18 protein-coding genes are annotated in these 24,054 nt (G+C 56.7%); 6 read left to right on the forward strand and 12 right to left on the reverse strand.

The window, feature by feature from the left end; all coding sequences use genetic code 11:
* Nucleotides 1-13 precede the first annotated feature (13 nt).
* The 10 genes from RMR21_RS09975 to RMR21_RS10020 form a co-directional block, all read right to left on the reverse strand.
* Nucleotides 14-652, reverse strand: a complete 639-nt coding sequence (locus tag RMR21_RS09975; protein ID WP_498667862.1) for a TetR/AcrR family transcriptional regulator — start codon at nucleotides 650-652, stop codon at nucleotides 14-16.
* Between the two features lie 65 nt (nucleotides 653-717).
* A complete protein-coding gene (locus RMR21_RS09980) occupies nucleotides 718-1,431 on the reverse strand; it encodes an AAA family ATPase (RefSeq protein ID WP_498667863.1) in 714 nt (237 codons plus the stop codon).
* A gap of 163 nt (nucleotides 1,432-1,594) precedes the next feature.
* Complete coding sequence (locus tag RMR21_RS09985; protein WP_498667865.1) at nucleotides 1,595-3,436, reverse strand: glycosyltransferase family 2 protein; 1,842 nt, start codon at nucleotides 3,434-3,436, stop codon at nucleotides 1,595-1,597.
* 35 nt (nucleotides 3,437-3,471) lie between these two features.
* The gene (locus RMR21_RS09990) at nucleotides 3,472-4,692 is read right to left on the reverse strand and encodes a DUF1501 domain-containing protein (RefSeq protein WP_498667866.1); all 1,221 of its coding nucleotides are present in this window, start codon (nucleotides 4,690-4,692) and stop codon (nucleotides 3,472-3,474) included.
* 18 nt (nucleotides 4,693-4,710) lie between these two features.
* Nucleotides 4,711-6,645 carry a DUF1800 domain-containing protein gene (locus tag RMR21_RS09995; RefSeq protein WP_498667868.1) on the reverse strand — a complete coding sequence of 645 codons (1,935 nt, stop codon included), beginning with the start codon at nucleotides 6,643-6,645 and terminating at the stop codon, nucleotides 4,711-4,713.
* 254 nt (nucleotides 6,646-6,899) lie between these two features.
* Nucleotides 6,900-8,045: an iron-containing alcohol dehydrogenase gene (locus tag RMR21_RS10000; protein WP_498667869.1), complete on the reverse strand. Its 1,146-nt coding sequence runs from the start codon at nucleotides 8,043-8,045 to the stop codon at nucleotides 6,900-6,902.
* Nucleotides 8,042-9,430 (reverse strand): aldehyde dehydrogenase family protein, encoded by a 1,389-nt coding sequence (locus RMR21_RS10005; RefSeq protein ID WP_498667870.1) that lies wholly within the window; start codon nucleotides 9,428-9,430, stop codon nucleotides 8,042-8,044. Before RMR21_RS10005 ends, RMR21_RS10000 begins: the two co-directional genes overlap by 4 nt.
* Nucleotides 9,431-9,447: 17 nt before the next feature.
* Entirely contained in the window at nucleotides 9,448-10,812 is a 1,365-nt protein-coding gene (locus RMR21_RS10010; protein ID WP_498670127.1) for a glutamine synthetase family protein, read from the reverse strand.
* Between the two features lie 77 nt (nucleotides 10,813-10,889).
* Nucleotides 10,890-12,437, reverse strand: coding sequence for an APC family permease (locus tag RMR21_RS10015; protein WP_498667872.1), 1,548 nt, complete (start codon nucleotides 12,435-12,437; stop codon nucleotides 10,890-10,892).
* A gap of 116 nt (nucleotides 12,438-12,553) precedes the next feature.
* Nucleotides 12,554-13,306, reverse strand: coding sequence for an N-formylglutamate amidohydrolase (locus tag RMR21_RS10020; RefSeq protein WP_498667873.1), 753 nt, complete (start codon nucleotides 13,304-13,306; stop codon nucleotides 12,554-12,556).
* A 176-nt stretch (nucleotides 13,307-13,482) separates the two neighbouring features.
* On the opposite strand from RMR21_RS10020, the gene RMR21_RS10025 reads away from it, so the two are divergent.
* The 6 genes from RMR21_RS10025 (at nucleotide 13,483) to RMR21_RS10050 (ending at nucleotide 19,618) form a co-directional block, all read left to right on the forward strand.
* Nucleotides 13,483-14,367, forward strand: a complete 885-nt coding sequence (locus RMR21_RS10025) for a MurR/RpiR family transcriptional regulator (RefSeq protein ID WP_498667874.1) — start codon at nucleotides 13,483-13,485, stop codon at nucleotides 14,365-14,367.
* Between the two features lie 208 nt (nucleotides 14,368-14,575).
* Nucleotides 14,576-15,682, forward strand: coding sequence for an ABC transporter substrate-binding protein (locus RMR21_RS10030; RefSeq protein WP_498667875.1), 1,107 nt, complete (start codon nucleotides 14,576-14,578; stop codon nucleotides 15,680-15,682).
* A 96-nt stretch (nucleotides 15,683-15,778) separates the two neighbouring features.
* The gene (locus RMR21_RS10035) at nucleotides 15,779-16,669 is read left to right on the forward strand and encodes an ABC transporter permease (RefSeq protein WP_498667878.1); all 891 of its coding nucleotides are present in this window, start codon (nucleotides 15,779-15,781) and stop codon (nucleotides 16,667-16,669) included.
* A complete protein-coding gene (locus RMR21_RS10040) occupies nucleotides 16,666-17,448 on the forward strand; it encodes an ABC transporter permease (protein WP_498667879.1) in 783 nt (260 codons plus the stop codon). Before RMR21_RS10035 ends, RMR21_RS10040 begins: the two co-directional genes overlap by 4 nt.
* 11 nt (nucleotides 17,449-17,459) lie before the next feature.
* A complete protein-coding gene (locus tag RMR21_RS10045; protein ID WP_498667881.1) occupies nucleotides 17,460-18,518 on the forward strand; it encodes an ABC transporter ATP-binding protein in 1,059 nt (352 codons plus the stop codon).
* A gap of 56 nt (nucleotides 18,519-18,574) precedes the next feature.
* Nucleotides 18,575-19,618, forward strand: a complete 1,044-nt coding sequence (locus RMR21_RS10050) for a zinc-dependent alcohol dehydrogenase family protein (RefSeq protein ID WP_498667883.1) — start codon at nucleotides 18,575-18,577, stop codon at nucleotides 19,616-19,618.
* A 73-nt stretch (nucleotides 19,619-19,691) separates the two neighbouring features.
* Here the strand turns inward: RMR21_RS10050 and RMR21_RS10055 are convergent, their stop codons facing one another.
* Nucleotides 19,692-20,132, reverse strand: coding sequence for a hypothetical protein (locus RMR21_RS10055; protein WP_498667885.1), 441 nt, complete (start codon nucleotides 20,130-20,132; stop codon nucleotides 19,692-19,694).
* Nucleotides 20,133-20,192: 60 nt separating this feature from the next.
* Entirely contained in the window at nucleotides 20,193-23,969 is a 3,777-nt protein-coding gene (gene metH, locus RMR21_RS10060) for a methionine synthase (RefSeq protein ID WP_498667887.1), read from the reverse strand.
* Nucleotides 23,970-24,054 lie beyond the last annotated feature (85 nt).

Here is a 24,054-nt window from a genome sequence, read left to right on the forward strand (position 1 = left end):
AATAAGCAAAAACTCAGTCGAAAACCGTCATGGCTATATCGACCACCGAACTCAGTTCGGCTTTCGCCAAGCCGGTCTTGCCGACCACCCGCATACCGTAGACGATGCAGAGGGCCGTCTTTGCCAGCGCAACCGCGTCTTTGGCCGTTGATACCGAACCATCCGCCTGCCCCTCGCGCACGAGGCGACCGAGTGTCTTTTCGCGCGCATCTATGGCACCACGCACGACGCGCGCCGTATCCATATCCAGCGAGGCCAGATCAGCAGCGGCACCGACGACGAGACAACCCTGCCCGCCCGACGTCCCGATGCAGGCATCCGCATAGAAATTCATGCCCGCTTCAAGCTTTTCCCGACCGGTCTTGCCCGTCTGAACCGCAGCCTCAAAACGCTCGGCCTGAACCGATCTATAGCGCTCTAACGCAGCAATGTAGATGTCCCTCTTATCCTTGAAAGCCTTGTAAAGACTGCCCTGCGTCAATTCCATCGCTTCGCTCAGATCACCCACCGAGGTCGCGTGAAAGCCCCGTTCAGAAAACACGCGGATGGCTTTGTCGATGGCCAGATCGACATCGAATTCACGCGGGCGACCGCGTTGGCGCAGAGGGTATGAAACAGTGCTTGTCATACGCTCAATATAGAAAACGATCATTTCCAAATCAAGCAAAAAATTGCACCCGGCTTTGTTGCCTGCCGGGCGCATAAAACTTGCCTGGTTCAGGCGGCTCTGCGGTTGAAGAATTTCGTATCGCGGTCCGATCGAACGACGCGCACCGGCATCAGGCGCAAAACCTCGTAAGCGAAATTGCGGACGTTCTCCATCGCCTTTTCGACATTGCTGACCTTTTGACAGTCCAGCGCTTCGAGCGTGCCACCGTAGTCGAAAATATCACGAAAGGCTGCGCGCTCGGCAATTGGCGTGTTGAGAACGCGAACGTTCTTTTCTGCCAAGAGTGCCTTGACCAGCAGCATGGAGCGCGTGCTGACCATGGCGTTGACACGCGTCAGCACGACAGAATGATCGATCTTCATGCCCATTTTTCGATTGAGAAATTCGATATGCTCCAGAACCTCCGATGCACCACGTGCATCCATGGCAGAGCCCTGAACGGGTATCAGGACGTGATCGGAAATACCGAGCGCCATTGTCAGCAGCGGACTTTTGGTCCCCGGTAGATCGATGATGAAACAGTCGGTGCTGGACTTGTTCTCGCGGATATGTGTTTCAATCGACGCCATCGTTACGTGGGAAATAATCGACAGATTGCGCATTGCGCCTGACATCTCCGACCAGCGCGAAATCCACAATTGCGGATCGGCATCCAGCACAGTAACCCGGTGACCCATGCGGGCGAGTTCGGTAGCGAGCAGCAGAACGGCCGTGGTCTTGCCAGCGCCGCCCTTGGTATTTGCAAATGTGATGACTGGCATGAGGCCCCCGGAATTTAGAGCCTGATTTCATCGCTCTTCGAAGCACCGCGACAATCATGGTGCTTTAGGCACTCTTAACCAACATGGTTAACAAATCGGAAACGGGCAGTCCAAACCTGCGCATGAGGTGCCTTCGAGGCATTCTTCCAACCCCTTTTGCCTATCAAGCAGGGCTGTTTCGCATGCCGGCAACTGGGAGCGTGGTGAAGGCGGACCCTGATCTTGCCAACAGCAAAACCGAGGCGATGAAAGCGGGTAGGAAAAATGTTGCCAGGAAAATTAGAAGGACCAATAATTGTATCCCATCCGTCTGCAATCCGAGGAACAAGGCAAGGCAAGCACTCGCCAGAACCCAGCTCGTCAAAATTGCATCTCGAACACGGCGCCAGCGCAGGCGTTGGCCAGGGCGGGTTCTACTCTCGCTCAGCCCCTTCGTACCCCAGCTGACATCGCTGATATTGGCAAAAGCGTAGCTCGTCAGGTAGAGGCTGAAGGCAGGCGCAAGCAAAAGCTGGAAGGGCATCCATCTGTGCCAGTAGGATACTATTGATCGATCGAGCCGAATGAGTGCCGCACTGACCACAAGCACCAGGATGCCTAGGAGTATGACGGCTACCGGCGCGGTCGCGACGGCCACGAAATTGCCGAACACCGAGACGGCAAGCAGCAAATAAAGCCACGCCCCCTTCCATTTACCAAAAATTCCACCCTCGGCAAGGCCGTGACGCATGGATGCGAGCATCAACGCCCAGCAGAGGAAGAAAGCTGCTCCCGCAGCAAATTCAAGCGCTGGGATATCTGCGTTGCCCACAAACGGACTGACGACAGTACGAGCGCCATAGGCGACGAAGAAGATGCTCATACCCGGCCACACCAGCATCAAAAGGGTCTGGTAGAGACCGAAGAGAATCGAGAGAAAAATCGAAGACTTGCGCCCCCAGCTTAAAACCGGTGACGATAGAATATCCGGCAGGCGAGAGAGCGCGGTGAGGCGCGCAGCGACCGTGCTGTTGATCCAGCGGCGTCGCTGCCGCAGCAATTCATCAAGGCTGGTGCACGGGTCGGTTTTCACAACGGCCGCGGGCACATAATGGATCGCGGCGCCCGTCGCTTCCACGAGGGCGAGACCGAGAACGCGATCTTCGGCGAGATAGAGATTGCGCCTCAGCAAGCCGTCATCCTCTGTTGCACCAAGATAGACGTCGAGCGGATCGGCTGCCGATCCAGGGGATTGCCGCAGAGCGGACCAGCGCAACATGCAGCACTGCCCTGGCACCACCTCAATATAATCAAGCGCATGACCGATCGGCCAATCCGTTGCCTTGCTCCAGAGGAAATCATTGTGCTGCCAGTTGAGAAGAAGGCTGCTATCGGTTTTTGATGGCGTCAGAATATGCGTGGCCGCCGCTACACAGTGTGGATGCCTCGACATGTGCTCCAGCAAAGCGCCCATGCATGGGTCGTCCGGAATGGAGCCTGCATCGATCTGGACAATAAAATCTGGATCAGCCAATGGCGCAATCGTCTTGAAAAACCAGGCATGGCTATCCAGCTTGCCACGATTGAGCGGCTTTTTGCACAGCAAAAGACGAATGCGCATGCCATTCCAAGGCATGGCCTGCTGACCCAGCCTGACGAGTAGATCATTGACCGATAGAGACATAGCCGAAATGAGCAACGGCTGTTCATTGCCTTCGAGCATCCATTGCTGTGCAGAGGCGAAGCCCAGATGCTCAAGCAAAGCGGCAGTGCTCGGATCAAGGGTCTGGACGCCATCAAGCATAATGCAGATGACAAGGCTTGGGGTTTGCGATTGCCTTCGGCGCTTCAGATCAAGCTGGTTTCTGATGAGGCCGGACAAGGTCTTCGTCAGAGCTTCCGCAGGTTCGTTATAGAGCGTTAGGCAGGCAAGGATCGTGGGGGTTGGCTTGAGGAAAACGGCAAGCTCTTGCGAGTCCTTGGGCGAGCGAGGTCGCGCTTCATGTGCTTGAAGATGCAAATTCATTATCAAAATCCCGAGTGATGATCGAAAAGGCGCGGTCACAATTTGATCTGGAGCGGCGAGAATCCGGCCTTCATCATGGGGTCCTCGGTCATCCCCCAGAAATTCTGGATGATGGCCGAATAGATCTGCCGGAAATCGACACCGAAACCGAGATTACCTTCCTCATCAAGCCTCGAGAGATCACTCCTTGCGCCGTAAATCCCGCCTGCCAGTCCTCCGCCCGCAAGCAAGACGGGCCCGCTAGTGCCATGATCGGTGCCACCCGAAGCATTCTCTTCCGGGCGCCTGCCGAATTCCGACTGGATGACAATGAGGGTGTCATCCCAGACACCGATATCAATGAGGCCTCGACGCAGATTGAGGACCGTGGACTGGACCTTGCCAAGCAGTTGCTCATGCTGGCCGCGCAGATTTGCATGCATGTCGAAACCGGAAATACTGAGTTTGTACATCGGCGTTTCGACGCCGCTTTCGATCAGCCACAGCAGAAGCGAAACCTGCGCATCTAGCGGCTCAAGATAATTATCTTTTATGAACCACGCATCAAACCGGTTCTGCCCCTTAAGCCGCGCCTGAACGCGTTCGGCGATGGCCTCCTTGTCCCGAAGTAGATGTTGCAGATGCGCAAGCGCGCGGTGCCCATCCACATCAAGCTTGGGATTGATCATGCGTGCGCTGTCTTGGAGGAAGGCCTTGCTATCCGTCATCGAAAGGACTTGGAGATTTTCACCCTTGAGCAAATCCTGATCGCCGGAAAGGATGATCCCATCGGCATCCATGGCTGGCAGAAGAGAACGATTTGCTGTCAAAACACGCCCGATCCAGCCATTTTCGCTGGCGCGCTGCACCTGTCCGTCCGCCGACGCCCATATCGCGGCGGACCCGAAATGAGAGAGGTTAGGATGCGGGTAACCGACATCCTGAATGACGGCAAGTTCGCCCCTTTCGAACACGTTGGCGAGACCACGAAAGGCCGGATTGAAGCCGACATCGTCGTTCAGCCGCAGAACATCATCGCGCGCAATTCCGATGGTGGGGCGATAATGCTGATAGAGCGGATCGGCATAGGGTACCAGCGTGTTAAGGGCATCGTTGCCGCCGAACAGTTCCAGAAGAATCAGCCGCTTGCTTTTCGAGGCGGTTTTATCCGGTCCGTTCAGGGCAGCTTTCGCCCAGCCTGGAGCTGAGAACAGGGCCATCGTCCCGGAAATAAGCGCGAGCGTTTCCCGCCGCGAAACACGGTCAAATCTTATCATCGTCAATATTCCGATTGGTTATTTGAGATTATAGGCGGGGTCGGTCGTGAACATCCGCGCCCGATCCTCGAAAGAGGAAGACGGATTATCCCCCTCCCCGTAGATGGCAGGTGCGGACATTAAGAACAGGCGCAGATCGCCGCCGCTTCGGGGCTCCGGAAGTGAAGTCAGGAGCGCGCTTGCATCGGCTTCGAAATCGCGCGCGGTCGGAACGTTGCGTGGCGCGTCTTCGAGTTGCAGCCTGCCCGTGCCATATTCGATAATCGAATTATGCGGTGCCGAAAGATCGTCCATGACAGCCTGTTGGCGGTCCTTCTGATCGACCGGAAAGGATAGTCCGACATCGCAATAGAACATGCCCTTGGGAACGTCCGCCGAGCAGTCGGTCTGCCCGCTCAGATCCCAGGATGCCTGCACAGGCGAAAACCGGCGTCCGTCCACGGCAACCCAATTGACGAAAAGGCGGGTATCGGGATTTTTCGCGTTCAGACGAACGGTAATGGTCTCGATGTTTTCCGGTAACAACTCTCTGGCCACGGAAAACGTTTCCCACATGGGCTTCAAGCCGCTTGGTTCGCTGGAGGCCTTTTCCAGATAGGTATTGGTGCCGTTGACCGCGGTTGTCTCGGCGACTTTGCGCCCATTGACGTCGATGACGATGGGGGCTGCCTTGTCGAGCTGTTCCGACGAAAACCGAACGAAAAGATCGCGCGATTGAGAGGCAGGTTGCCAGCGCGCATCGTCATAAGCATCCCAAAGGCGTCTGACGATTCTGGCTCGCTCCTCGACCGACCTCATCGTCAGCCACTCCGTACCACCGCGCCAACCTGCAACCGAGGGCGCCATGAAGGGGCTTTGTCCGAGCTGGCTCAGATAATCGAGTATGACCCCGTGATCGGGAAACCGAAGCCCGAGGGTCCGCATGAAGCCGACGATGAGCTCGATGGGAGACTTGACCAGCCCTGCCCTGTTTTTCTGCGACCAAAAACCATCGCTCATGAGAAGGGCGCGAAGAAATGGCCTCATCTCGAAATCATTCTCCCGCAGCACGGCTGCCAACCGGTCGACCTCCCGCTCATCGATATCAAGCGACACAAATTCGGTGTAGAATTTCGCTGCAATGAAACGCGAGACCTGCGGCTGCGCGAGGACGATATCGACCAGTTGATCGATATCATCATCAGACCCTGCCGGAATGACGACACCAAGCACAGTCTTGGCATCCCGATCGGTGTTCCCATTATCAAGACTGTAGCGCCAGCCATGAGTGCGTTCCACGCCGTGACCGGCGAGCGCCTTGGCGACCTGTTTGATGTCGCTCTCGGAATAGTGCCCTATTCCAAGCGTGAACAGTTCCAGAAATTCCCGGGCAAGGTTCTCGTTGGGAGAAGATCGGGTGTTGTGGATGTTATCGAGGCTGGTCAGCATCATCGGATCGCGCAGCATCGCCTTCGTCAGACGGCGAAAATTCATCGCTTCCGGACCACGAAACAGCATGACCTGATCATAGAATGGCGCGCTGATGCGGCCCGGATCGAAACGCGACACGAAGTGATTGTGCCAGAAAAGCGCGAGCTTTTCCGTAAAGGGTTGCTCCGTCTCAATCATCTCCTCGATCCACCAGGACTGAAGTTGGTTGATTTCCGAAACGCGATAGAGAACAGTGTTGCGACTTTCCCATCCCGGCGCCCAATAATCCGGCCTCGCTTCTCTGACAAAGGGCGGCGGCGCGTCTCGTTGAGGGTTGGAAAGTCCGTCCAGCAGCTTGTCGACCGCCTGTTCGCGACTGAGGATGGAAAAATCGCCGGCGTCCTGAACCGACATGCCGAAACTCGTTCGGTCCAGAAGGTGTCTCGTTTCGGAAAGAGACAGGGCATGAGCCTGCACCGGCGGAGATAAAAATAGACACAGCACAGCGCCCAGCGCCAAGCCGGTCGTTTGCAAGGAAACCATGAGGAAATTCCAATAATAACAATGAGCCGAAAGCATCGGCTGATAAAATGAATTTGAAAAAATAGAATAAAATATAGTTCTTATGGTTGTGCATAATAAATAATACAACCAAATATGTCAAGTGGTCATGATTGTTCCCAAGAACAGACCAACTCAATAGCAGTAATCGGAAGCTAAACACGAAAGCACTGCACGCCACCGGTCACGGTTGTCGCACAGCGCATATCTTCTGTTTTTCACGTCTGGTGAAAGGCTTAGAAGCAATCCTCAAACAGTGCCTTGGTGTTTTTCAAGGTCATCTCCACCGGATTGCCGCCGCAGCTTGGATCCTTGATGGCCTCTGCCGTCAACTCATCGATGCGATCCGGCTTGATGCCCAGGGCCGTCAGATTTTCCGGCACGCCGAGCTCGCGACGGAGCTCCAGTACGTAATCATAGAAACCATCGAAGCCGCCTTGGATACCGAGATAGGCCGCCGCGCGGGCTATTTTTTCTTCGATAGCCGGGCGGTTGAAGCGTAGGACGGCTGGCATGACGACAGCGTTGGTCATGCCATGGTGGGTGTTATAGACAGCGCCGATGGGATGCGAGAGGGAGTGGATGGCACCGAGACCCTTCTGGAACGCGACAGCGCCCATGGCGGCAGCCGCCATCATGTTCGAACGCGCTTCGATATCCGTGCCGTCCCTATAGGCGCGCGGCAGGTATTCCTTGACCAGACGCAGGCCTTCAACAGCGATACCGGCACTCATCGGATGATAGAACGGCGATGAATAGGCTTCCAGGCAATGGGCAAAGGCATCCATCCCGGTTCCGACGGTGATGGCCTTTGGCATGCCGACCGTCAGTTCAGGATCGCAGATGACGACGCCGGGCAGGAATTTCGGGTGGAAGATGATCTTCTTCACATGGGTTTTCGAGTTGGTGATGACGCTGGCGCGACCGACTTCAGAGCCCGTGCCTGCTGTCGTCGGCACGGCAACGATGGGAGCAATGCCATCAGAGTTGGCGCGGGTCCACCAGTCGCCGATATCCTCGAAATCCCAGATAGGGCGTGTCTGGCCTGCCATGAAGGCGACGGCCTTGCCGAGATCGAGCCCGGAACCGCCACCGAAGGCGACCACGCCATCGTGACCGCCATCCTTGAACGCCTTTACGCCCGCTTCAAGATTGATCTCGTTGGGGTTCGGATCCACCTCGGCAAAGATGGCACGGCCAAGGCCTGCCTCTTCCAGAATATCCAGTGCGTGGGCCGTGATCGCCATGCTGGCGAGGCCTCTGTCGGTAACGAGCAGCGGCTTCTTGATGCCGAGTGTCTTGCAGGCATCCGCCAGTTCCTTGATGCGGCCGCGTCCCATCTTGATTGGGGTCGGGTAGCTCCAGTTTGCGACGATGTTCATTTCGTGACTTTCTTCAGATGGTAGGATTTTGGACGGGTCAGATTCTGGAAACCAATGACCGAAAGGGAGCCACCGCGACCGGTATCTTTGACGCCGGTCCAGCACAGAGCGGGATCGAGATAATCGGCGCGGTTCATGAACACGGTACCGGTTTCGATCTCGCGACCGATCCGCCCTGCCCGCTCAGCATCCTGCGTCCACAGCGACGCAGTGAGGCCATATTTGCTGTCATTCATCAGGCGCAATGCTTCGTCGTCATTCTTCACTTTCATGATGCCGACGGCGGGGCCGAAGGTTTCCTCGGTCATGAACTCCATGGAGTGATCGACATCGACAAGGATCTGCGGGGCGACATAGGCGCTTTCGCCATCGTCTGCGGCAAAGAGTTTGGGATCCACCAGCGCCTTCGCACCCTTGGCAACCGCATCCGCCACCTGCTGGCGCACAACCTTGGCGAAACGCTTGTTGGCCATCGGGCCGAGTGACGTTTCCTGTTCCAGCGGGTTGCCGAGTTTGTAGTTGGAGACCCATGCGACGGATTTTTCAACGAAAGCATCGAACAACGCTTCGTTGACGTATACGCGCTCGATACCGCAGCAGCATTGGCCGGAATTGAATGTCGCGCCGTCCATCAGCGTATCAACCGCCGCGTCCAGATCGGCATCTTCCATCACATAGCCGGGGTCCTTGCCGCCGAGCTCCAGACCAAGACCTGTAAAAGTACCGGCAGCGGCACGCTCGATGGCGCGACCGCCTTCGACGGAACCGGTGAAGTTGACGAAGTTGAACAGGCTTTCGGCAATAAGGGCCGATGTGGTCTGGTGGTCGAGGAAGAGGTTGATGAAGACGTCTTCAGGTACGCCCGCTTCCACGAAGGCCCGCACCATGCGCTCACCCACCAAAAGCGTCTGCGCGGCGTGTTTGATGACGACCGTGTTGCCCGCCATCAAGGCAGGCGCGATGGTGTTGATCGCCGTCATGTAAGGATAATTCCACGGCGCGATGACGAAGACCACGCCATGTGCTTCACGCTCGATACGGCGTTCGAAATTGCCGCTTTCCTCAATGATGAGTGGTGCCAGCGCCTCGGCGGCAATGGCCGCGACGTAGTTCGAGCGCTCATTGAAGCCCTTGAACTCGCCGCCATAGCGTACCGGACGGCCCATCATATGGGCCAGTTCCGGCACGACTTCGCCAACCATCTCGTTCAGCCGGGCCACGCCTTTCAGGACCAATTGAACGCGATCTTCCAACGGGCGACGCGCCCAGGATTTTTGCGCAGCGCGCACTTTCAATACGGCGGTCCGCGCCGCATCCAGCGACATCGCCTCGCGCTCGGCATAAACCGAACCGTCGATCGGCGAGATATTCTGGATCATAACCATGATGTTTTCCTAAGTTGTTATGCCCGTTCAAAACCGCGTGCGACTTCCCAGTCGGTGATGCGGCGGTCGTATTCTTCCTGCTCCCACTTTGCGGCACGAACATAGTGATCGATCACATCGTCACCGAAAGCGCCACGCAGCATTTTCGAGCCGTTGAGGTGGTCGGTCGCATCGCGAAGCGTTTTGGGGACTTCGCGGATGTCCTTGCCACCGTAAGCATCGCCTTCAAACTGCGGCTCAAGTTCCAGCTTATTTTCAATGCCGTCAATGCCTGCCGCAAGCAAGGCCGCCATGGCCAGATGCGGATTGATATCCGATCCGCCGACGCGGCATTCAATGCGGATGCCCTTGGTATCGGCACCGCACAGGCGATAACCAGCAGTGCGGTTATCCGTGCTCCAGATGGCCTTGGTGGGTGCGAAGGTGCCAGCCATAAAGCGCTTGTAGGAATTGATATAGGGCGCCAGAAAATAGGTCACTTCGCTGGCATGCGCCAGAAGACCGGCCACATAATGGCGCATCATGTCGGACATGCCGTGTTCGCGTTGCTTGTCGAGGAACATGGGTGTCTTGCCATCCAGGCTCCACAGCGACTGATGGATGTGCGAAGAGCTGCCAGCGGCATCGTAATTCCATTTGGCAAGGAAGGTAACGGCCTTGCCCTTGGACCAGGCGATTTCCTTGCAGGCATTTTTGATGATCGCATGGCGGTCGGCCATGGTGAGCGCATCGGCATAGCGCACATTGAGTTCCACCTGACCGGCAGAAGCCTCACCCTTGGTGTTTTCGATAGGGATGCCAGCGGCTTGCAGATTGTTTCTGATGGCGCGCATCACCTCTTCTTCCTTGGTGGTCTGGAAGATGTGGTAGTCCTCATTATAGGGGCTGACCAGATTGAGATCGCGGTAGCCGCTGGCGCGGGCGGTTTCGAAACTCTGGTCGAACAGGAAGAATTCCAGCTCACTGGCCATGAAGGCCTTGAGACCCATGGCTTCCAGACGCGCGACCTGCTTCTTCAAAAGCGCGCGCGGCGAGTGTGCGACTTCGGCATGGGTGTGGTGGTCGTAGGCATCGCACAGAACGAGCGCCGTACCTTCCAGCCACGGGACGCAGTGTAGCGTTGAAAGGTCGGGCTTCAGCGTATAATCGCCGTAGCCTTTCTCCCAGCTGGTGGATTTGTAACCGGGAACGGTTTCCATCTCCATGTCGGTGGCCAGCAGGTAGTTGCAGCTGTGCGTTTCCTCATAGGCGCTTTCAACGAAAAACTCCGCCTGAAAGCGTTTGCCCATCAGACGACCCTGCATATCCACGAGGCATGCCAGAACCGTGTCTATGCGCCCTTCAGCGACATCCTTCTTAAGCGCGTCGAATGTGTAGGTCATCATGATGTTTTCCTTGAGTTGTTCAATGGGGCGACCGTTACCGGTCGCCCTTTTTATAAATAAAACAGCATATACGCTCAGTGCTGGCCCACTGCTTTTTCGGCAGCAGCAATGTCCGCCTGACGCCGGGTAACTTCGTCACCGATAGGCGGGCCTTTGAAGCGGCGCTTCTCGAAACCGAACCAAACGATGCCGGTCAGGATCAGGAAGCCGACGGTGACGTAGAGCGCCGGAACATTTGGCGGTTGAACACCTAGAACAAAGATAAGGATCATGGCGAGGATCGATAGCACAGCAAACAGTTTGAAAATGCCTTCACCAAGGTTCCATGGGCCCATCTTGTCCCACTTCGATGTACCCCAGGCGAAAAGGCCCAGAGTGATAGGGATCGCAAACGAGAAGAAGAGGAAGATGACAGTACAAGAAACGACGATGGTGTAGACCGGAGTTTCACCGATGGAAACAAGCGATGAACCCCAGACGAACAGCACCGAAAGGATCGTGCCCGCCCAGATGGCGGCAACCGGAGTACGATATTTCGGGCTGACTTTGGCAAGCACCTTGGAAGCCGGAAGGCCACCATCACGCGAGAATGCAAAGATCATGCGCGAAACGGAGGTCACGGTCGCAAGACCGCAGAGCCACTGGCTGAGAAGGATGGCAAAGTAGAGGATATCCTTGACGAGCGGATTGACCTGCGTGTCCATCGCCCAGAAGAAAACGTTCCAGCCTTGTTTGGCCGCGTCATCCATGTTCGGCAAAACGAGGACAAAGGAGCATAACATGATGTAGCCGAACAGCGATGCCCAGAGCACGGAGGAAACCATTCCGCGTGGCACGGCATGTGCCGCCTTGACCGTTTCTTCGGCTGTATGTGCCGAAGCATCATAGCCGGTGATCGTATAGATCGGCAGGAGCAGGCCGAGCAGGAATACCCATAGACCAGAGGTTTCCGGCCAGACATTGCCACCGAGTTCGCCGGAATAGTTGGCGAAGGTGAAGAGGCGGCTGAATTCATAGGATGGAGCTGCAATGAGGCAAACGAGCGAGAGCGCAATGGCTGTTACGAAGATCAGATAGCCAGAAAAATCGGTCAGCTTCGCGGTTAGGCCGATACCCATATGGTTCACCAGTGCCTGCGCGCCAGTAATGATGATAAGGAACACCATGCGAACAGCTGTGGTGTCGGTAAGGCCGAAATAGCTTGTGCCGAACGAACCCATGAAAAAATAGTAGGTGCCGACATTGATCGCACCCAAAACGGTAACAAGGCCGAGCAGGTTGAACCAGGCGGTGAGCCATCCGGTGAAGCGATTACCGAGGATCGAACCCCAGTGATAGAGACCGCCGGCTGTGGGATATGCCGAGCTGATCTGTGCCATGGCGACGGCAAAGACAAAGGAGACGAAGCAACCGAGTGGCCAGCCGATGCCAATCGCCGCCCCGCCAGCGCCTGCGGTTGCCTGCGCCAGTGAATTGATGCCGCCCGAAAGAATGCAAATAATAGAAAATGATACTGCAAAATTGGAGAACGAACTCATACGCCGTTCAAGTTCCTGGGCATACCCCATGGAGTGCAGGACACTCATATCCTGCTGTTTATCATTATCATTATACTCAGACATGACTTCCCCCTGTTAGCAATCGACCGCGGGTTTGCGGTCGATACTGCGCCAATTAACCCGACGGAATCGCATCGGGCGTCCGAAGTTATTTTGCTCCCTGGGGTCTTTTTCTTGTGTCAGCCTTTCAGACTTTGCCTGAGAAGCTTCGCGATATAGTCGGCCATGACCCCTTGGCCGACTTCATCCGCAATAAGGTCGTTTCTGACCTCGATCATGACGTTCAAAAGCCCATTTGGCAGCGCGTGAAGGCGCAGCGTATGCGTCACGCCATCCTCCGGCCCGTAAGGCTGGTTGCGCTCGACCTTGAAATCTCCGCCCTCTGTGTGATCCAGCATCGCATCGACCAACCGTGTGTCGGCATCGTGAAGAAGACCTATTTCGACCTCACGGCGCTTGCCGTGATAGACCGGCGTAAAACTGTGCATCGTCACCAGAACGATGTTGTCCCTGATAGCAACAAGCTCGCTGACGCGGGTCTGAAACGGAATGTAGAGCGATGCCGTCCGGGCGAAACGTTCTGCTTCGCTGAGACCCGCGTTGCCGGGAATGTCGTAAATCTCGCTGGTGACAGGCATTGCCGACGGCGACTCCGGCGGGCGATTGCAGTCGTAGATCAGCCGGGAATAGTTCTGGTAGATGACGGTGGCATCAAGACTTCTCGACAAGAGACGTGTAACGGCGAGCGCGCCGGGGTCCCACGCGATATGGCTTGTTCGCACCTTTTCACTGAGGCCGAGGGTACCGAAACGAGCAGGGAGTGTGTGAGAGGCGTGTTCGCAGACCAGCAGCACCCGGCCCTTGCCGAGCGGATTTTCCACGACAACGGGCTCAGCCTCGTCGTTTGTGAAAAACTGTCCTTGCACCGTCATGGTGTACCCCGTTACCGTATCACTGTCCCCCGACAGTTAGAAAAGAATTCTTCACGCACGCCAAAGTGTCAAATGGTTTTTGAAATTTTCTCTTCATTTTTTTGATTGACTCCGCACCCTCCCCGTATCTTAATCGGCGCTAACAGACCGACGAAAAGATCGGCTAGGGGAAAAATTTGCACAGTTCGGCCGCGACCGTTTCGGACGTTATCCAGGCTCAGTACGAGAGCCTGACGCGTGCCGAAAAGCGCCTTGCCGAAAGTCTTCTCGGCAATTACCCGGTCTCGGGGCTGGGAAGCATTACCATTGTTGCCGAAAATGCCGGCGTCTCGACGCCGACCGTTGCGCGCATGGTGCAGAAGCTGGGTTTCAAAGGTTATGCCGAATTTCAGGGGCGGCTACATCAGGAGCTTGAAGCCACAATTTCCAACCCCATCGCCAAGCATGACCGCTGGGCCAGCAACGCGCCGGGCCTGCATATTCTCAACCGCTTTGCCGATGCTATCACCGGGAACCTGCGGGATACGCTGAGCGATCTCGATACCGCATCTTTCGACAATGCGGCCTCTCTTCTGGCGGACAGAAAGCGCAGCATCTACTTCGTCGGCGGGCGCATCACGGGAGCGATTGCAGAATACTTCTTCACCCACATGCAGGTTATTCGGCCCAAGACGTCGCTGATGTCGTCCAATTCCAGCTCATGGCCACAATATATGCTGAACATGAATGCGGGCGACGTTCTGGTGATCTTTGACATCAGGCGATACGAGCAGGACATGGTGACGCTGGCGCAGGTGGCGCATGACAACAATGTCCGCATTCTACTGTTTACCGACCAGTGGACATCGCCCGTGTCCCGTTTTGCCGAGCATATGTTTCGGGTACGCATCGAAGCACCGTCGGCATGGGACAGTTCAGTGGTGACGCTGTTTGTCGTGGAGGCGCTGATCGAGGCGGTGCAGAACAACGGCTGGGACGAGACCCGCAAGCGGATGAATTCGCTGGAAGGCCTGTTCGAGCAAACCCGCCTTTTTCGAAAGCCGGGGAAAGAGGAGAGCTGAACAAAGCGCGATTAGAACGGAATGGCGCAACACGAATTTTTTATGTCGTTTCTCAAATATCATGGCGACGAATGGGCGTAATGATGGCAAGAAAACGGCAGGGACCATGATGAGGGCGGGCGACCGCCTGAAAAATCCGTCACATAACATTCATGCAACCCACGTACAGCGTCGTCAGACGCATCGGACACACAGAGGAGAACCAACCGTGATCTCGCACACCCGCCGCCTGCTATCGCTCACCACCGCAATGGTCATCGCATCCACTGCGATTGCCTCTGCAGCGCCCAGCGCAGAACTCATCGCAGCCGCCAAGAAGGAAGGCATGCTGACGACCATCGCCCTGCCGCACGACTGGTGTGGTTATGGTGACGTCATCGCCTCCTTCAAGGCAAAGTATCCGGAAATTCAGGTCAATGAACTGAACCCGGACGCCGGTTCTGCGGATGAAGTCGAGGCCATCAAGGCCAACAAGGACAACAAGGGCCCACAGGCTCCAGACGTGATCGACGTTGGTCTTGCATTCGGCCCACAGGCCAAGAAGGAAGGCCTTCTCCAGCCTTACAAGGTTTCCACATGGGACGAAATTCCTGACAATGTTAAGGATGCCGAAGGCTACTGGTACGGCGATTATTATGGTGTGATGTCGCTGTTTGTGAACAAGGATCTCGTTACCAACACGCCCAAGGATTGGGCAGACCTTCTGAAGCCTGAATATTCCGGCCAGGTCGCGCTTGCTGGCGATCCACGCGCCTCTAACCAGGCTATTCTCGGTGTTCTCGCGGCTGGTCTCGCCAGCGGTGCAAAGGACGGCAAGGCAGCTGGTGAAGCTGGCCTCAAATATTTCGGCGAGCTGAACAAGGCTGGCAACTTTGTGCCTGTTATCGGCAAAGCCGGTACCGTTGCTCAGGGTGCGACACCGATCGTCGTAGCATGGGACTATAACGCGCTGTCATGGGCAAAGACGTTGAACGGCAACCCGCCGACGGAAGTCGTCGTACCATCCTCCGGCGTTCTGGCTGGCGTTTACGTGCAGGGCATCTCTGCCTACGCACCGCATCCAAACGCTGCCAAGCTCTGGATGGAGCACCTCTACTCCGACGAAGGTCAGCTTGGCTGGTTGAAGGGCTATTGCCACCCGATCCGCTTCAACGCTCTCGCCAAGGCAAACAAGATTCCGAAGGACCTCTTGGACGCCTTGCCACCAGCAGCGGCCTATGAAAAGGCCATTTTCCCAACACTGGAAGACGTGGATGCCAACAAAGCTGCCGTCACCGGCGGCTGGGACAAGGTCGTTGGCGCGAACGTGAAGTAAGCCACAAAAGAAAAGTCGCCCCGGTCTTTGCAGATACCGGGGCGGATCATCTAAAAATGAAAAGACCGCGATGACTGCGGCGTTCGGGAACGGGATATGACATCAAACATCAATGGCGCACCACCGCGACCAGCAGTCGGGCGACGGCTGAAGCTGGAGTGGCTGGGTGTTCTGCCATTTGCCATTTTCATTCTGCTTTTTTTGATCATGCCGACGATGAAGATCGTCCTTGGCGCTTTTCAGACGCCCGAGGGCAGCTTTACCTTTGAAAACATCGCGGGCCTTTTCACCGCGTCCATTCTTTCCGCCTACTGGATCTCCATCAAGATCAGCGTCGCATCCGCTGCGCTGGGCTGCCTGATCGGCTTTGGCGTCGCGACGGCCGTGGTCCTGGGCGGGTTGCCGCAACAAGTCCGCTCTCCCCTTTTGACGTTTTCCGGCGTCTCCTCGCAATTTGCGGGCGTGCCGTTGGCCTTCGCCTTCATTGCCACACTCGGGCCCGTCGGCCTCGTCACCGTATTTTTGAAAACCCAGCTTGGCCTTGATCTGCGGCTGCTAGGATTCAACATCCTGTCCTTCTGGGGGCTGACTGTGACCTACCTGTTTTTCCAGATACCGCTGATGATCCTCATCATCACACCAGCGCTCGACGGGTTGAAGCGCGAGTGGCGCGAGGCGGCGGAAATTCTCGGCGCTAGCGGCTGGCAATATTGGCGCATGGTGGCTTTTCCCATTCTGCTGCCGTCCATTCTCGGCACATTCTCGCTGTTGTTTGCCAATGCCTTCGGGGCGGTTGCAACGGCCATTGCCTTGACCGGCTCATCACTGAATATCGTACCCATTCTGTTGTTTGCACAGATTCGTGGGGACGTGCTGGGCAATCCCCACCTCGGTTATGCACTTGCCTTCGGCATGATCCTCGTAACCTGCATTGCCAACACTCTTTACATCTGGATGCGCACGCGCAGCGAAAGGTGGCTGAAATGAAGCGTCTATTCGCTTGGGGCGCGCTGCTTTTCGGCCTACTTTATTTCGCCCTGCCGCTGATCGGCATGACCAACTTTTCGTTGAAAATGCGGCGCGGCGAGTATTCCTTCGATGCCTATGGCAAGGTACTGAGCGATCCAAGATTTCAGGAGACGTTCACCTTCTCGATCATGATGGCGCTGTGCACGATCATTTTCGGCGTCCTGCTTGTGGTGCCGACGGCCTACTGGGTGCGCCTGAAACTGCCCGCACTTCGCCCCGTCATCGAATTCATCACCCTGCTGCCGCTGGTCATCCCGGCGATCGTCATCGTCTTCGGTTACATCAGGCTCTACAACACCTCCAGTTGGTTGCCGCTGACGGGGACGACATCGGGCACCAACCTGCTGCTGATGTTCGGTTATACGACGCTTGCTCTTCCCTATATGTACCGCGCAGTCGATACCGGGCTTCGCACCATCGACATCACCACGCTGACCGAAGCCGCACAAAGCCTTGGCGCGGGCTGGACAACCATTCTCGCCCGCATCATTTTGCCGAATGTGCTGGTGGCGGTGCTATCGGGTGCATTCCTGACCTTCGCCATCGTCATCGGCGAATTCACCATGGCGGCTCTGCTGAACCGTCCGGCCTTTGGTCCCTACATGCAATTGCTGGGTGCCAACCGCGCCTATGAGCCTGCTGCCCTTGCCGTCATTTCCTTCGGCATCACATGGGGCTGCCTAGGCCTTATTCAACTCGTCTCGCGCTATCAAAAAGGCGCGCCTCCCAAGGCCTGAGGACTTATTTTATGAGCTTTTTGACACTCCATAACATCAGAAAATCCTTCGGTTCGGTTCAGGTCGTGCATGATTTCAACATGACGATTAAACAGGGAGAATTCGTTTCCTTCCTCGGACCATCGGGCTGCGGAAAGACCACGATTTTGCGCATGATCGCCGGGTTCGAAACGCCAAGCGATGGGGCAATCGTCATCAACGGCAAGGACCAGACGACGCTGAAACCCAATCAGCGCAATATCGGCATGGTGTTTCAGGCATACGCACTGTTTCCCAACATGAACGTCTATGAAAACGTCGCCTTCGGTCTCAAGATCGCGGGCAAGCCGAAGGCGGAAATCGATGCGCGTGTGAAGGAAATGCTGGCGCTGATCCATCTCGACCACTTGGCGGATCGCTATCCCTACCAGATGTCCGGCGGGCAACAGCAGCGAGTGGCGCTGGCGCGCGCCCTCGCACCCAAGCCGCAGGTGCTGCTACTGGACGAGCCGCTATCGGCGCTTGACGCGAAGATCCGGGTATCGCTGCGCGAAGAAATCCGCCAGATCCAGCGCAAGCTCGGCATCACCACTATTTTCGTGACGCACGATCAGGAGGAGGCGCTGACCATTTCCGACCGCATCGTGGTCATGAATGCCGGACGCGCAGACCAGATCGGCACGCCCTTCGACATCTACAACAAACCGGCGACGCGGTTCGTTGCGTCTTTCGTGGGTACGTTGAACCTAATCGATGCCATCGTCGTGAATGCCGCAACCAGCACCATCCGCATCGGCGACCAGCAGGTCACCCTGAAAAAGCCGCTGAACAAGACCGAAGGCGAGACGGTAACCGTCGCGCTGCGTCCCGAGGCAGGGTCGCTGGGTGAAGCCAATCCAGGCGATGTCGCCATTTCCGGCATCGTGACGTCGAGCCACTTCCTCGGCTCGGTCATCCGCACCCGTATGGATGTTGGTGGGGCGACGCTCTCCTTCGATATGTTCAACGACCCCGGCAAGACACCACCTGCCATCGGCGAGCGTATCACCCTGAAATTTGCATCAGAAGATTTGATGATTGTAGCAGAGTGACGCACTGTTTCTGACTGGGAAATCCGGCTAAACCAAGCCATCTCAGGAGACCCACCATGCGTGCATTATTCTACGAACGCTTCGGCGAAGCCCCGGTTGTCGCCAACCTGCCGGACCCGCAGCCGACGCCTGGCGGCGTGGTGATATCGGTCAAGGCAAGCGGCCTTTGCCGTAGCGACTGGCACGGCTGGATGGGCCATGACACAGACATCCGCCTGCCGCATGTACCCGGCCATGAATTTGCGGGCGTCATTTCAGCCGTCGGCAAAAACGTGATGCGCTTTAAGGTGGGTGACCGCGTCACCGTACCCTTCGTGTCTGGCTGTGGCCATTGCCAGGAGTGCCGCTCCGGCAACCAACAGGTTTGCGAAACGCAGTTCCAGCCTGGCTTCACCCATTGGGGCTCCTATGCCGAATATGTCGCCATCGACTATGCCGACCAGAACCTGGTCCACATGCCCGATGAAATGGGCTTCGATACGGCCGCCAGCCTCGGTTGCCGCTTCGCCACCTCCTTCCGCGCCGTGGTCGATCAGGGTCGGCTGAAAGGCGGCGAGTGGCTGGCCGTGCATGGCTGCGGCGGCGTAGGTCTCTCCGCCATCATGATCGGTGCCGGGCTCGGTGCCCAGGTCGTCGCCATCGATATTGTCGAGGACAAGCTGGCACTGGCGAAAGAGTTGGGCGCGACCGCCACGATCAACAGCCGCGACGTGGCTGATGTGGCCGAAGCCGTGCGCGACATCACCGGCGGCGGCGCGCATGTCTCTGTCGACGCACTCGGCCATCCACAGACCTGCTGCAACTCCATCACCAACCTGCGCCGTCGCGGACGTCACGTGCAGGTAGGCCTGATGCTGGCCGATCATTCCATGCCACAGATACCGATGGCACGGGTGATTGCGCATGAGCTGGAAATTTACGGTAGCCACGGCATGCAGGCATGGCGCTATGACGATATGTTGGCGATGATCAATACGGGCAGACTTTCGCCGGAAAAGCTGATTGGACGGCATATTACTTTGTCGGATGCGGTGACGGCACTACCAGCTATGGATCGCTTCAAGGAAAGTGGAATTAGTATTATTGACCGGTTTGAGTAGTTAGGGCTACGGCGTCGGTCGGTATGGCGAGCCGCCCTCTTTTCCACCGGACATGCCTTGACTCTAGACAACCTCAAGCCACTGCCATGGCCGCCAAAATCGTCATCAGCGCGGAAACCCGGTTTAGCTTGGTGGTGGCGTAAGAAGCAACGCCATCCCTGCCCCGGAAAATCCATGCTCCGAGATATAGAATCGTGTGGGCGATAAAGAAAAAAACGAGCGGGCCGAGGAACAGGGCGCCGACACCAGCGCCCCATCGGTCACTGCTTTCCGCGCCGGTTACGAAACGGGCACTTAAGATCGTGAGCGTCGCAAAGACCAACACGAGAGAAGACAGTTGCTGCACGATGATCTCCATAAGAGGGCGTCGTTCAAAATGACAACCTAAAAATACATTCAAAAACTCTAATACAATGTAAAAGCTTTGCCGACAATTCTGTCTTCTGGCTAAAATAGGCAGATGCAATGTGTACAGAATGGCAAAAAGCGCGAAACGATCCGCGCTTTTTTCCATTCAAATCAATACACAGCGTCTCATTTTGGAATCAACCAGACAACAACCTGAATCGGATTATCAGGCGGCCGTTTCAACCTCTTTCTCGGCTTCAACAGGCACATAATTCAGGACCGGTCCCAGCCAGCGCTCAACCTCAACCATCGGCATCCCCTTGCGCTTGGCATAGTCCTCGACCTGATCACGCTCTACCTTCGCAACGCCGAAATAGTAGCTTTCGGGGTGGCCGATATAGAGGCCGGAAACGGAAGAGCCGGGCCACATGGCGTAGCTTTCTGTGAGCACCACGCCCGTCTCTTCCGTCGCATCCAGGAGGCGGAACAGGGTTTCCTTTTCGGTGTGGTCGGGCTGGGCCGGGTAGCCAGGCGCAGGGCGAATACCATCATAGGCTTCACCGATCAGGTCGTCGGGGTCGAAGCTCTCATGTGTCGCATAACCCCAATATTCCTTGCGGACCCGCTCATGCATGCGCTCGGCAAAGGCTTCGGCAAAACGGTCGGCAAGTGCCTTGACAAGAATGGAGGAGTAATCGTCGTTGGCGCGCTCAAAGCGTTCGGCAATCGCCACTTCCTCAATGCCTGCCGTGACCACGAAACCGCCGACATAATCGGTGGTGCCGCTGTCCTGCGGCATGACGAAATCCGACAGCGCCACATTCGGGCGGCCATCGCGCTTGGACAGCTGCTGGCGAAGCGTGAAGAATGTCGCGAGTTCCTTAGCGCGGGTCTCGTCCGTAAACAGTTTGATGTCATCGCCCACCGCATTGGCGGGCCAGAAGCCGATCACGGCACGCGGGCGGAACCACTTTTCGTCAATGATCTTTTTGAGCATCGCCTGAGCATCGGCAAAGAGCTGACGCGCTGCCTCGCCCTGCTTCTCGTCTTGCAGAATGGCGGGGTAGCGGCCCTTCATTTCCCATGTCTGGAAGAAGGGCGTCCAGTCGATATATTTGGCAAGCTCTTCCAGATCATAGTCTTCAAACGTCTGGGTGCCCAGGAACTTCGGCTTGACCGGCTGATAGACCGTCCAGTCCACCTTATGCGCATTGGCGCGCGCCCGTGACAGCGGCAGGCGCAGCTTTTCCCGCTCATTCCGGGCATGCGCTTCAGACACCTTGGCGTATTCAGCCCTGATACCATCGATATAGGCTGGCTTTTGATCTTCGGACAGCAAAGCAGACACAACACCGACAGCACGCGAAGCATCGGTGACGTAGATCACCTGTCCCTTTTCGTACCGTGGATGGATCTTGACGGCCGTATGCACGCGGCTGGTCGTCGCGCCGCCGATCAACAGCGGAATATTGAAGCCCTGACGCTCCATTTCGGCCGCGACATGCACCATTTCATCCAGCGACGGGGTGATAAGGCCAGACAGACCGATCACATCCACCTCTTCGGCAATCGCCGTTTCCAAAATCTTGGTCGCGGGAACCATCACGCCGAGATCGATGATCTCGTAATTGTTGCAGGCGAGAACAACACCAACGATGTTCTTGCCGATATCGTGCACGTCGCCCTTCACCGTCGCCATGAGCACCTTGCCGGCAGCCTTGCGCTGATCGCCGCCATTGAGGCGCTTTTCCTCTTCCATGTAGGGCAGAAGCACGGCAACTGCCTGCTTCATGACACGCGCGGATTTGACGACCTGCGGCAGGAACATCTTGCCTGAGCCGAACAGGTCGCCCACCACATTCATGCCCGCCATGAGCGGTCCTTCGATGACATGCAGCGGACGAGCCGCCTGCTGGCGCGCTTCTTCAGTATCGGCATCGATATAGTCGGTGATGCCGTTGACCAGCGCGTGTGACAGGCGCTTTTCGACCGGCCATTCGCGCCAAGTCAGATCCTGCGCCTTGGCTTCGCGGCCAGGACCGCCCCGGAATTTTTCCGCCACTTCCAGCAACCGCTCGGTGCCATCGGGACGGCGGTTCAGCACCACGTCTTCGCAGGCTTCGCGCAGTTCCGGGTCGATGCTTTCGTAAACGGCGAGCTGACCGGCATTGACGATACCCATGTCCATGCCTGCCTGAATGGCATGGTAAAGGAACACTGCGTGCATGGCCTCGCGCACCGGCTCATTGCCGCGGAAGGAGAAGGACAGGTTGGAGACGCCGCCGGAAATATGTACCAGCGGCATGGTTTCACGGATGGTGCGCGTGGCGTTGATGAAATCGACGCCGTAATTATTATGCTCCTCGATGCCCGTTGCGACAGCAAAGACGTTGGGGTCGAAGATGATGTCTTCTGGTAGAATGCCTGCCTGTTCGGTCAAAATCTTGTAGGCGCGCGTGCAGATTTCCACCTTGCGCTCGTAGGTATCGGCTTGGCCCACCTCGTCGAACGCCATGACGACGACGGCGGCACCGTAATGGTGTACAAGACGCGCCTGCTCCAGAAATTTCTCCTCGCCTTCCTTCAGCGAGATGGAATTGACGATGGACTTGCCCTGCACACATTTCAGGCCAGCCTCGATGATCTCCCATTTGGAACTGTCGATCATGACAGGCACGCGGGCGATATCCGGCTCGGCAGCGATGAGGTTCAAGAACTCGACCATCGCCTTCTGGCTGTCGATCAGGCCTTCATCCATGTTGATGTCGATGATCTGCGCGCCGTTTTCCACCTGATCGCGAGCAACGGCAAGAGCCGCCGTATAATCGCCAGCGGTGATGAGCTTGCGAAACTTGGCAGAGCCGGTGACATTGGTACGCTCCCCGACATTGACGAACGGAATGTCCTTCGTCAGCACGAATGGCTCAAGACCAGAGAGCGACATGAAGGACCGATGTTCCGGCACCTTGCGCGGCTCGAAACCCTTCACGGCCTCGGCAATGGCGCGGATATGATCCGGCGTGGAGCCGCAGCAGCCGCCCACCACATTGACCAACCCTTCGCGCGCAAACTCTGCCACCTGAGCGGCCATCATCTCGGGCGTTTCGTCATATTGACCGAATTCGTTGGGCAGACCGGCATTCGGGTAGGCGCAGATAAAGGTATCGGCAACCTCGGACAGTTCCTGCAGATGCGGACGCATGGCGCTGGCACCCAGCGCGCAGTTCAGGCCGATGGTGAACGGGTTGGAATGACGCACGGAATTCCAGAAGGCAGACGGCGTCTGGCCAGACAGCGTGCGGCCGGACAAGTCGGTAATCGTGCCCGAGATAATCATCGGCAGATGAATACCCTTCGCGGCAAAGCGTTCTTCGCAGGCGAATATAGCGGCTTTGGCATTCAATGTGTCGAAGATGGTTTCGATGAGAATGAGGTCGGCACCGCCATCGATCAGGCCGTCGATCTGCTCGCCATAGGCAATGCGCAGATCATCGAAGCTAACGGCGCGGTAGCCGGGGTTGTTGACATCAGGAGACATGGAGGCCGTGCGGTTGGTCGGCCCGATGGCACCAGCCACGAAACGGCGACGGCCATCCTCCCGCTCCGCCCGCTGGGCAGCACGGCGCACGATGAACGCGCCCTCGCGGTTCATGTCATAAACGGCGCCTTCCATCTCGTAATCCGCCTGCGCGATGCGCGTGGACGAAAACGTGTTGGTTTCGAGAATATCCGCGCCAGCCATGGCATAGCGATAATGAATGTCCTCGATCGCGTCCGGTTGGGAGAGAATCAGAAGGTCGTTATTGCCCTGCTGGTGACAGGCGCAGCCAATGAAGCGATCGCCGCGGAAATGGGTTTCATCGAAACCCAGCCCCTGGATCTGCGTTCCCATCGCGCCATCGAGAATGAGAATACGTTCCTGCGCGGCCTGCCGAATAGCCCTTAGAATTTCCGCGCCGTCACGCTTATTGCCCCCTGTGGGTCCAAAAAGATCGTCCAACATCGGCACACTCCTCATTAGCGCAGGTGATTTGCAAACTCGTCACTCACATAAAGATATCTTTATGTCAATATATCGTTGATTTCTA

The organism is Agrobacterium sp. rho-8.1, from assembly GCF_033957725.1.
Classification (GTDB): Bacteria; Pseudomonadota; Alphaproteobacteria; order Rhizobiales; family Rhizobiaceae; genus Agrobacterium.

Bases quoted from the DNA above. Each gene is read 5' to 3' on its own strand.
- RMR21_RS09975 (WP_498667862.1), bottom strand. From the start codon at position 652: ATGATCGTTTTCTATATTGAGCGTATGACAAGCACTGTTTCATACCCT.
- RMR21_RS09980 (WP_498667863.1), bottom strand. From the start codon at position 1,431: ATGCCAGTCATCACATTTGCAAATACCAAGGGCGGCGCTGGCAAGACC.
- RMR21_RS09985 (WP_498667865.1), bottom strand. From the start codon at position 3,436: ATGAATTTGCATCTTCAAGCACATGAAGCGCGACCTCGCTCGCCCAAG.
- RMR21_RS09990 (WP_498667866.1), bottom strand. From the start codon at position 4,692: ATGATAAGATTTGACCGTGTTTCGCGGCGGGAAACGCTCGCGCTTATT.
- RMR21_RS09995 (WP_498667868.1), bottom strand. From the start codon at position 6,645: ATGGTTTCCTTGCAAACGACCGGCTTGGCGCTGGGCGCTGTGCTGTGT.
- RMR21_RS10000 (WP_498667869.1), bottom strand. From the start codon at position 8,045: ATGAACATCGTCGCAAACTGGAGCTACCCGACCCCAATCAAGATGGGA.
- RMR21_RS10005 (WP_498667870.1), bottom strand. From the start codon at position 9,430: ATGGTTATGATCCAGAATATCTCGCCGATCGACGGTTCGGTTTATGCC.
- RMR21_RS10010 (WP_498670127.1), bottom strand. From the start codon at position 10,812: ATGACCTACACATTCGACGCGCTTAAGAAGGATGTCGCTGAAGGGCGC.
- RMR21_RS10015 (WP_498667872.1), bottom strand. From the start codon at position 12,437: ATGTCTGAGTATAATGATAATGATAAACAGCAGGATATGAGTGTCCTG.
- RMR21_RS10020 (WP_498667873.1), bottom strand. From the start codon at position 13,306: ATGACGGTGCAAGGACAGTTTTTCACAAACGACGAGGCTGAGCCCGTT.
- RMR21_RS10035 (WP_498667878.1), top strand. From the start codon at position 15,779: ATGACATCAAACATCAATGGCGCACCACCGCGACCAGCAGTCGGGCGA.
- RMR21_RS10040 (WP_498667879.1), top strand. From the start codon at position 16,666: ATGAAGCGTCTATTCGCTTGGGGCGCGCTGCTTTTCGGCCTACTTTAT.
- RMR21_RS10045 (WP_498667881.1), top strand. From the start codon at position 17,460: ATGAGCTTTTTGACACTCCATAACATCAGAAAATCCTTCGGTTCGGTT.
- RMR21_RS10050 (WP_498667883.1), top strand. From the start codon at position 18,575: ATGCGTGCATTATTCTACGAACGCTTCGGCGAAGCCCCGGTTGTCGCC.
- RMR21_RS10055 (WP_498667885.1), bottom strand. From the start codon at position 20,132: ATGGAAAAAAGCGCGGATCGTTTCGCGCTTTTTGCCATTCTGTACACA.
- metH (WP_498667887.1), bottom strand. From the start codon at position 23,969: ATGTTGGACGATCTTTTTGGACCCACAGGGGGCAATAAGCGTGACGGC.